At 42.7% G+C, this 8,778-nt stretch carries 12 protein-coding genes (1 of these 12 cut by a window edge); 8 read left to right on the plus strand and 4 right to left on the minus strand.

Going from position 1 to position 8,778, the window contains the following annotated elements:
• Positions 1-8 precede the first annotated feature (8 nt).
• From IT970_RS00120 to hemF, 6 genes are all read left to right on the plus strand, one after another.
• Complete coding sequence (locus tag IT970_RS00120; RefSeq protein WP_036973657.1) at positions 9-1,127, plus strand: LysM peptidoglycan-binding domain-containing protein; 1,119 nt, start codon at positions 9-11, stop codon at positions 1,125-1,127.
• A 29-nt stretch (positions 1,128-1,156) separates the two neighbouring features.
• Entirely contained in the window at positions 1,157-2,254 is a 1,098-nt protein-coding gene (gene dprA, locus IT970_RS00125; protein ID WP_196857491.1) for a DNA-processing protein DprA, read from the plus strand.
• Positions 2,247-2,720: a DUF494 family protein gene (locus IT970_RS00130; RefSeq protein WP_036973655.1), complete on the plus strand. Its 474-nt coding sequence runs from the start codon at positions 2,247-2,249 to the stop codon at positions 2,718-2,720. The genes dprA and IT970_RS00130 overlap by 8 nt, the downstream gene beginning before the upstream one ends.
• A gap of 107 nt (positions 2,721-2,827) precedes the next feature.
• Complete coding sequence (locus IT970_RS00135; protein WP_196857492.1) at positions 2,828-3,397, plus strand: DNA topoisomerase family protein; 570 nt, start codon at positions 2,828-2,830, stop codon at positions 3,395-3,397.
• A gap of 35 nt (positions 3,398-3,432) precedes the next feature.
• On the plus strand, positions 3,433-3,999 hold the full coding sequence (locus IT970_RS00140; protein WP_196857493.1) for an L-threonylcarbamoyladenylate synthase: 567 nt from the start codon (positions 3,433-3,435) through the stop codon (positions 3,997-3,999).
• A gap of 2 nt (positions 4,000-4,001) precedes the next feature.
• On the plus strand, positions 4,002-4,952 hold the full coding sequence (gene hemF, locus IT970_RS00145; RefSeq protein WP_196857494.1) for an oxygen-dependent coproporphyrinogen oxidase: 951 nt from the start codon (positions 4,002-4,004) through the stop codon (positions 4,950-4,952).
• Here the strand turns inward: hemF and IT970_RS00150 are convergent.
• From IT970_RS00150 to IT970_RS00160, 3 genes are all read right to left on the minus strand, one after another.
• The gene (locus tag IT970_RS00150) at positions 4,949-5,413 is read right to left on the minus strand and encodes a hypothetical protein (RefSeq protein ID WP_074989751.1); all 465 of its coding nucleotides are present in this window, start codon (positions 5,411-5,413) and stop codon (positions 4,949-4,951) included. The two genes, hemF and IT970_RS00150, sit on opposite strands and share 4 nt — an antisense overlap.
• A gap of 66 nt (positions 5,414-5,479) precedes the next feature.
• Positions 5,480-7,075, minus strand: a complete 1,596-nt coding sequence (locus tag IT970_RS00155) for a methyl-accepting chemotaxis protein (protein WP_074989752.1) — start codon at positions 7,073-7,075, stop codon at positions 5,480-5,482.
• Between the two features lie 84 nt (positions 7,076-7,159).
• A complete protein-coding gene (locus IT970_RS00160; RefSeq protein ID WP_036973648.1) occupies positions 7,160-7,591 on the minus strand; it encodes a group II truncated hemoglobin in 432 nt (143 codons plus the stop codon).
• Between the two features lie 42 nt (positions 7,592-7,633).
• Between IT970_RS00160 and aroE the strand changes: the two genes are divergently transcribed.
• Both aroE and IT970_RS00170 read left to right on the plus strand, forming a co-directional pair.
• On the plus strand, positions 7,634-8,458 hold the full coding sequence (gene aroE / locus IT970_RS00165; protein ID WP_196857495.1) for a shikimate dehydrogenase: 825 nt from the start codon (positions 7,634-7,636) through the stop codon (positions 8,456-8,458).
• A complete protein-coding gene (locus IT970_RS00170) occupies positions 8,455-8,709 on the plus strand; it encodes a DUF1488 domain-containing protein (protein WP_036973646.1) in 255 nt (84 codons plus the stop codon). The genes aroE and IT970_RS00170 overlap by 4 nt, the downstream gene beginning before the upstream one ends.
• Here IT970_RS00170 and IT970_RS00175 read toward each other — a convergent pair.
• Positions 8,706-8,778, minus strand: partial view of a gamma carbonic anhydrase family protein gene (locus IT970_RS00175; RefSeq protein ID WP_036973645.1) — the end only. It continues 461 nt past the right edge of the window; 73 of the gene's 534 nt are visible here — the last part of the coding sequence; its start codon lies beyond the right edge, outside the window; the stop codon is at positions 8,706-8,708. The genes IT970_RS00170 and IT970_RS00175 overlap by 4 nt on opposite strands.

Below are 8,778 nucleotides of genomic sequence, written 5' to 3' on the forward strand. Positions count from 1 at the left end.
GAAGCCAAATGAGACATCCATTAGTTGCGGCTATGTTAGCCATTAGCTGCGCTTTTACAGCATCTGCTGATGTGTTAACAATAAAAAAAGATGCTCCAAAACAATATGTTGTGAAAAAGGGTGATACGCTTTGGGACATTTCTGGCGTGTATCTCAATGAACCATGGCAATGGCCTGATTTATGGCAAATGAATCCGCAAATTGCTAATCCACATTTAATCTACCCCGGTGATGCGCTCACTTTAATCTACGATAAAGATGGAAATCCGCGTCTCGTGAAGAATGCGCGCTATAAAAAGCTGTCTCCTGAAGGGCGAATAACTCCGAAAGGTAAGCAGGCCGTACCGACTTTGCCCCTGGAATTATTGCGTCCTTACTTAAGTTATGAGCAGGCTATTAGCGCGGATGTGATTGCTGAAAAACCGTATATCTTAGGTGCCAGCGTTAATACTAAAATGAACACGATGGATCATATTCTTTACGTAAAAGGGGACTTAAACCTAAATGAAGCGTATGCAGTATATCGTAAAGGCTCTGAGTTAATTGACCCGACTTCACAAGAAGTGTTGGCTAATAAAGCAGAGTTGGTCGCCATTGTGCGTGCATTTAGAAGCGGTGATGTTGCTAATGGGATCCCGGCTTCAGTGAAAATTGAGTTGATTAAACAAGAAATTAGACCAAATGATTTCTTGATGCCAGCAATGGATGGTCAATTGCTGCCGGCATACTTCACAATGAAACGCCCTGATACCACAATGAATGGCACAATTATTTCGTCTGCCACTGAACTTCGTGAATTTAGTACAATGGATATTGTTGTGCTAAATTTAGGGTCAGACCAAGTTAAACCTGGTTTTGTACTTGATATTCAACGTCAGTCTCCAGAAGTGTTTGATGGCGCAAATGGTCCGCGCTATCGCGAAGATTCAACCAGCCTTGAAAAGTTAATCACTGATACGAATGACTTTTTAGGTGTAGAGGCGGACGAAGACAGTAAAGTATGGCATATGCCAAAGGAGAAAGTCGGTGAGCTAATGGTATTTAAGGTTTACGATACCGTCAGTTATGCACTGATTGTAAAAAATCAGCATCCTATTAGAGTTGGAGATTATGCCGTCATAAACTAACTCCTCTGAGGACGCTCTAAGGAGGGAGCATGGAACAGTATTCAGGCAAGCTAGCTCACTGGCTTGCCTTTTATTTATGTAAAGGGATAGGGGTTAAAACCCTTATAGCGCTAAGCCAAAAACACGAACTGAGTGAACTCTTCGCTCTGACGAACGCACAATTGCAGAGTTTAGGCTTAACACAAAGCCAAGCTAATAACCTCACCAATACCGATTGGCATCAGGTTGAACATTACCAAACCCTTATTAAGCAACAACAATTAACCGTAATTTGTTACTTTGATGATTGCTATCCGCCTTTATTGAAACACATTGCCAGTGCGCCTTTACTGTTATTTTGTTTGGGTAACGTTGCATTATTAACGTCGCCACAAATAGCAATAGTGGGCAGTCGCAATGCAACGCCTACGGGGTCAGAGATTGCCGCTGAGTTTGCGCATCAGTTGTCATTACTCGGTATGACGATAACGTCGGGTATGGCGCTGGGGATTGATGGAGCAGCGCATAAAGGGGCTTTAGCGGGAAGTGGTAATACAATTGCAGTGCTCGGGACGGGGCTTGATATTACCTACCCTAAACGTCATAAATTATTAACTAAGCACGTGGCAGAACGCGGCTTGTTGGTGTCGGAGTTTTTGCCAGGAACCGCTGCCAATGCGACAAATTTTCCGCGTCGTAATCGCATTATCTCTGGTTTGTCATTAGGGGTATTAATTGTAGAAGCGCAAATAAAAAGCGGCTCTTTAGTCACTGTGCGTTATGCCTTGGAGCAAAATAAAGAAGTGTTTGCAGTACCGGGGTCAATTAAGAACCCTCTCTCAGAGGCGAGTCACTTTTTAATTAAGCAAGGTGCTAAATTAGTTGAAAATGTGAGTGACATTCTTGATGAAGTGAGCTTTTTTTGTGAAAACAGTCTATATAATATAGAACAGCCTATTGCAGATGAACTCGACTGCCCAGTGTTCAAAAGTATAGGGTTTGAGGTAACCAGCGTGGATGTAATAACTCAACGCAGCCAACTACCAATCGATGAAGTACAAGCTCGGTTACTTGACCTAGAGCTCGCCGATAAAGTCGAACGAGTGCTAGATGGTTATATAAGACTTGGAGGACATAAATATGTTTGACATCCTCATGTATCTTTTTGAAAACTATATCCATAGCGAAGCTGAAATCTTCACGGAAGAAAACGAGCTCACCGATGAGTTGGTGCGTGCTGGTTTTAACAAACCTGAAATCTACAAAGCACTTGATTGGCTTGAGCAGCTCGCAGATCTGCAACAAAGTGATGTGTGCCCTTATTTAAATGCGCAGCCACAACATGCTACGCGCATCTACACAGATAGCGAATGCCAAATGTTGAGCACAGAATGCCGAGGCTTCTTAATGTTTATTGAGCAAATCGGTGTCATCAATACAATAACCCGTGAAATGGTTATTGATAGATTGTGCGCCCTTGATAAACCATTTATCCATTTAGAAGATTTAAAATGGGTGGTGTTAATGGTGCTATTTAATGTGCCCGGCTCAGAGCAAGCATATGCGCAAATGGAAGACCTGATCTTTGACGAACCAGCCGACGTGCTTCATTAATGCATTGCCGCTGGCAGAGCATGGTGGCTCGTCGCTTTCGACTTTGCTTGTATCTTTGCTGAGTTTGGGTATATTAAGCGAAAATTAGCCAGCCTCACAGGAATCTTATGAGTAAAATCGACCATTCTCTTTTTTCTGCAGATAAACATGCGTTAGAAAAAGAGTATGAGGTTTGCCCTAAATGTGGTTCTGAATTGGTTATGCGACACTCTAAATCAGGCCCATTTTTAGGGTGCGCCAGTTACCCTAAATGCGACTATATTCGCCCACTTGCTCATCATGACAGCCAGCAAATTAAAGTACTCGAAGACAGTGCATGTCCCGAGTGTACTAGACCGCTTGTGATCAAGAATGGTCGTTACGGTATGTTTATAGGGTGTACAGGTTACCCTGACTGTCACTACATAGCGCATGATGAAGATGCTAACGATGCACCCACTTTGCCTGCGTGCCCTAAGTGTAAAAAAGGGCAGTTGGTTGCGCGTAGCAATAAATTTGGCAAGACCTTTTATTCCTGTGACTGCTACCCTCGATGTAAATACACACTGAACCATAAACCCGTTGCTCAGGTATGCCCAGCGTGCCAGTGGCCTGTTATGAATGAAAAGAAAATGGCCTCGGGTGTTGTGCTACAATGCCCTCAGAAGTCGTGTATGCACAAGCTTATAGAATCTTAATACACTCGTTATTTGCTTAAATTAGGAGAGTTTCTTTGTCTGATCCTGTTGCTCAACCTGTCAATGCCATTGATGCATTACAACAAGGCGGTGTGATTGTTTACCCAACCGAAGCAGTATTCGGTCTTGGCTGTGACCCTGATAATCAAGCTGCTGTAGAAAAGCTACTAGCAATCAAACAACGCCCCGTTGAAAAAGGCTTAATTTTAATTGCTGATAATTATGGTCAGTTATTAAAGTATGTTGATGATGCTAAGATCCCGATGGATAAACGTGCTGATATTTTTTCGCAGTGGCCGGGTGCAATTACATGGGTCATGCCAGCGGCAAAAGAGACACCTAAGTGGTTAACAGGCCAGTTTGATAGTATTGCTGTACGTGTCACTAATCATCCAACTGTTAAAGCCCTTTGCCAGCAGTTTGGTAAACCAATGGTTTCAACCAGCGCAAACTTAACCGGCCAGCCTACAGTGATGAGTATTACGCACGCTAAAAGAGAGTTCGCTGATCGTGTTGATTTTTATGTCGATGAGCCACTCGGTGGCAATAGTCAACCTAGTGTGATTAAAGATGCAATGACCGGCAAAGTATTCAGAGGATAAACATGCAAAGCGAGCTACTCCAACAAGTAAAAACATACCTAATGGCCCTACAAGATAGCATTTGTAAGGGCCTTGAAAACGCCGATGGCAAAGCAAAATTTGTTGAAGATAATTGGCAGCGCGAAGAAGGCGGCGGTGGTCGTACGCGGGTGATTCAAGGGGGAGATGTTATTGAGCAAGGAGGGGTCAACTACTCGCATGTATTTGGTGCTTCAATGCCAGCATCAGCGACGGCTCATCGTCCAGAACTTGCTGGTCGTAGTTTCCATGCGTGTGGTGTATCGCTGGTGATCCACCCAAAAAACCCACACATTCCAACTAGTCACGCTAATGTACGCTTTTTTATTGCTGAAAAAGATGGGGAAGCGCCTATCTGGTGGTTTGGTGGTGGTTTTGATTTAACACCTTATTACCCTGTTTTTGAAGATGTACAGCATTGGCACCAAGTTGCGCATGATTTATGTCAGCCGTTCGGTGACGGTGTTTACGATAAATATAAAACCTGGTGTGATGATTATTTCTACTTAAAGCACCGCAGTGAAACTCGCGGAGTAGGTGGTTTATTTTTTGATGACCTAAATGAGCTTGGCTTTGAGCAAAGCTTTGCTTTCATGCAAGCAGTTGGTAATGGGTTCTTAGACGCTTATTTACCTATTATTGAGCGTCGAAAAGAGACACCAACAACAGAGCAACAGCGAGATTTTCAACTTTATCGCCGCGGCCGTTATGTCGAATTTAATTTAGTGTGGGACCGAGGCACCTTATTTGGTTTACAAACCGGCGGGCGTACAGAGTCTATTTTGATGTCGATGCCACCATTAGCGCGCTGGGAATATAACTATGCACCTGCGGTGGATAGCCCTGAAGCGAAGCTATATCAATATTATTTACGCCCACAAGCATGGCTTAACACAACAGAAGAAGCGCTTATTGCTCGTCAGTGGCAGCTTTAATCGAGTGCTGAAATAACTCTAAACAACTTTGCGTTGTCATTATCTACGGTGGTGACAACGTTTTTTCTGCTTGGCAGCTCTGCCAAAATGCTAAATAAAATTTCGCTTTTCAAAATAGCCAGCTCATGCTCAGAAGTCTTAATGGGAGCACTGATTTGCGTTAGACACTTTGTGTTATCACACGCATAAAAGTCGAGCTTCACTTCATAAAATTCAGGGTGCTGAATCAATGTGTCAAAGCCTTTTATAATGAGCTGTTCATAATCATCACTTTTAGTTGTTTTATCTGAAGTAAGCAGTGAGTTGGCAATAAACTGAATATCATCGTGGTAAAGCAGGTCATTTGAGTAGGCCGTTTCAGTGAAGGGATGTGAATCTCGAGAGAATGAAGCATACAAAACGGCAATAAGCCCAGCACACACTAAACCTGCACACACTAAAAGAGTAGGGGTATATTTCATTTAAACGTCCATATCTGTCGCGAAATAGTGTTCTCTACTCTATCAGTTGTGCATAAAGTGCGCAATTTAGCTTAATTTAAAACGCCTTACTTGCTCATCTAAAGAGCGTGCTAACGAGACTAACTCTTCACTGACTTTTTGATTTTCATGGGCATCAACCAAGGAATGTTCGGCATTATCACTAATCGCGACAACACTTTGGTTTATTTCTTCTGCGGCTAAATTTTGCTGCTCTGTGGCATCGGCAATTTGCACGTTGAGTTGGTTTATTTCACTCATCTGTGCAGAGATATCACGCAGTGCTTTTGCCACTTGTTTTACTTGCACAGCCCGTTCATCGGCTTCTGCACTCGAATTATTCATGGTATTGACCGTTTGGGCCGCCTCGTGTTGTAACTTATCAATAGTGCGGCGAATTTCGTCTGTTGAGTCGTGTGTTCTATTCGCCAAAGTTCTTACCTCATCAGCAACAACCGCAAAGCCTCGTCCAGCTTCACCTGCACGTGCCGCTTCAATGGCTGCATTCAAGGCCAGTAAATTGGTTTGCTCGGCAATGCTGCTGATCACTTCAAGAACTTTACCAACATCGAGGGTTTGCGCTTGCAATTGTGATACTTGATCTGCGGCTGCTCTTACATCTGCTGCAAGCTGATTAATACTCAGCTCGGTGTGTTCCGCTACTTCTAAGCTTTGCTGTGCAAGTTGGTTACTGTGTTCTGATTTTTCAGACGCAAAGTGAGTGGTATTTTTCACTTCACTTGATGAGCTTTCAAGTTCATTTATCGCAGCAGCCACTGAGTCTGTGCCTTGTTTTTGCTGCAAGATGGCTTGCTCTGTGGCGTCGGCCGAAGCATAGATGCTCTCGGCTGAGTGGATCAGCACTTTAGATGAATGCGACACTTGCGCAATGTTGTCTTTAAAGGCGCTAATCATGTGGTTAAAGCTGGTGGCCAATGAACTTAACTCGTCATTGTGGTCATCATTAATATTGAGGCTCAAATCTTTATTGGTGGTTGCTAAATGCATGGTATGACTGATGATTTTTAATCGTTTTATAAAAATCTTTCTGAATAACATGGCCAGTAGCATAAAAGCAGCAATAAAAATGGTTGATAACAATAAAGTATTCATCAAGGTGTTTTGTGACACTTCATGCTCAATATCAGCCAGTGAATAACTGATTTTTACCACCCCAAGAACATCACCTTCCTGTGCTTGATGGCACCCTAGACAGTTCGTGCCTTTATAATCACGTGTTGCAAACATGGGTTTTAAGTAGGTCATGGTGCTGTTGTTTTTATCGATATACAGCGCTTCGGTGCCTTTTAATGCATCGCGCTCAGCGTCAGTATTCGCTGCTTGGTTCGCATTTCCGGGGCCGTAGAGCTTATTAACAATAGCGCTGCGGATAATGTGCGCGTCTTCAATGTTTTCATGGCTTCTTAATTTATTACTCAGAATTTCTCTGTTTGCCATTGTGCCTGTTAACATCATGGTATTGATAGAGTCAAAGTAGTTATCGGCTAGTAACTTAATATTACTTTCAACGGTATCTTGCGCGAGGGCTTGTTGCTGCTGAGCACTGCTAAATATGCTGGCAAATAAGACCAGCACACCAGTAATTGCAAGCAATGTATAAATTTTAAATTGGATAGACTTCACTTGACGACGCTTCCACTAAACTAAGGAAAGAGTATTATCTTTATTTAGAAAAAGCGTATATTGATATAGCTCAAGCTTAGCTAATTAATGTTGATTGATCATGTGGCTGGCAAGTTGTGAAAGAGACTGTCTTAACCCTTCACGCAATAAAGGATTATCGATTTCGATATCCAGCGTTTTATTCATACAATACATCCATTGATCACGTAGGTCTTGATCAATTGGGAATGGCATGTGACGCTTTCTGAGCATCGGATGACCGTATTTCTCTACGAAGAGATCGGGGCCGCCTAACCAACCGGAAAGAAATTCAAAAAATACTTGGCGAATTCTATCAAGTGGTTGTGGATGCATATCATATAATGGTTTGGCGTATTCATCACAGGCCATTATGTCGTAGAATCGGTTTGCAATGGCACGAGCACCGGCTTCACCACCAATAATTTCGTAAGGTGTTTTTTCTGGCGTGGGTGTTTCAGGCTCTGCTTTCGATTTAGAAAAAAGTCGTTTAATCATAATATTAATAAAAGCTCTACAAGGCAAAGAGGTTGCTTCACTATGGATAAATACGCGGTTTTTGGAAATCCAATAAAACACTCGAAATCACCCGCAATACATAAACAGTTTGCGACCTCATTAGGTGAGCAAATTGATTACAGCGCCATTTTAGCACCAACCGATGCATTTGAAAAAACCGTATCACGCTTTTTCGCTGCGGGTGGCAAAGGTGCTAATGTTACTTTGCCTTTTAAAGAGCAAGCGTATGCAATGGTTGATGAGCTAAGTGAACAAGCGAAAGTCGCCGGTGCGGTAAATACGATTAAACGCCTTGACGATGGTCGTTTATTTGGCGACAACACTGACGGTATAGGTTTAGTGAAAGACTTACTGGCCAATAATGTCACGTTAAAAGCAAAACGGATTTTGTTGATTGGTGCCGGCGGTGCAGCACGTGGCATAATTCAACCTCTTTTAAATGAGCGTATCGCGACGTTGATCATCGCGAATCGCACTGCCGAAAAAGCACATATGTTAGCTTCTATTTTTGCAGAGCAAGGAGATGTTAAAGGGTGCGCTTTAGATGAAATACCGAATGAACACTATGATATCGTGATTAATTCTACTTCGAGCAGTGTTACAGGTGACTTACCCGGTATTGCTCAAGAGCATGTCGTTCACTGCTCATGTGCCTACGATATGTTTTACGCCAATCACGCCACCGCATTTATAAGCTGGGTTAAAGCCGTTAATCCTAGCTGTATTACACTGGATGGCAGTGGCATGTTGGTTGGACAAGCCGCACAAGCTTATTATATATGGCGTAATAAAATGCCAGAAATACTGCCCGTGGTTGCTGCATTAAAAAGTGGAGAACTCGCATGAACCAAGCGATTCAATTTATAGATAGAGTTGAATACAAGGCACAAGACAAACTGCTTGTGTTTTATGCACAAGTCAGTGGAATGATGGTCGAGTGTGTTATCGACACGGATAAATATGATTTTGCTGATCAAAGCGGCGCGATCAATTACTTTGAAACACACCGCTTTGACTATGAAGAACTGGCCGAGCAATTAATAGAAGACGAGCAGTACAACTCGGCAGGACAAATAGTATTAACAGAGGTCTTTTAACTCTCTGCAATATATTCATCTTTAAGTTGCACATAATTGTCAGCAGATAACGTTAAAAAGGCACGCTCT

This window comes from Pseudoalteromonas sp. A41-2, from assembly GCF_015767615.1.
In the GTDB taxonomy this organism is placed as follows: domain Bacteria; phylum Pseudomonadota; class Gammaproteobacteria; order Enterobacterales; family Alteromonadaceae; genus Pseudoalteromonas; species Pseudoalteromonas lipolytica.

Bases quoted from the DNA above. Each gene is read 5' to 3' on its own strand.
- dprA (WP_196857491.1), top strand. From the start codon at position 1,157: ATGGAACAGTATTCAGGCAAGCTAGCTCACTGGCTTGCCTTTTATTTA.
- IT970_RS00120 (WP_036973657.1), top strand. From the start codon at position 9: ATGAGACATCCATTAGTTGCGGCTATGTTAGCCATTAGCTGCGCTTTT.
- IT970_RS00130 (WP_036973655.1), top strand. From the start codon at position 2,247: ATGTTTGACATCCTCATGTATCTTTTTGAAAACTATATCCATAGCGAA.
- aroE (WP_196857495.1), top strand. From the start codon at position 7,634: ATGGATAAATACGCGGTTTTTGGAAATCCAATAAAACACTCGAAATCA.
- IT970_RS00150 (WP_074989751.1), bottom strand. From the start codon at position 5,413: ATGAAATATACCCCTACTCTTTTAGTGTGTGCAGGTTTAGTGTGTGCT.
- IT970_RS00135 (WP_196857492.1), top strand. From the start codon at position 2,828: ATGAGTAAAATCGACCATTCTCTTTTTTCTGCAGATAAACATGCGTTA.
- hemF (WP_196857494.1), top strand. From the start codon at position 4,002: ATGCAAAGCGAGCTACTCCAACAAGTAAAAACATACCTAATGGCCCTA.
- IT970_RS00160 (WP_036973648.1), bottom strand. From the start codon at position 7,591: ATGATTAAACGACTTTTTTCTAAATCGAAAGCAGAGCCTGAAACACCC.
- IT970_RS00170 (WP_036973646.1), top strand. From the start codon at position 8,455: ATGAACCAAGCGATTCAATTTATAGATAGAGTTGAATACAAGGCACAA.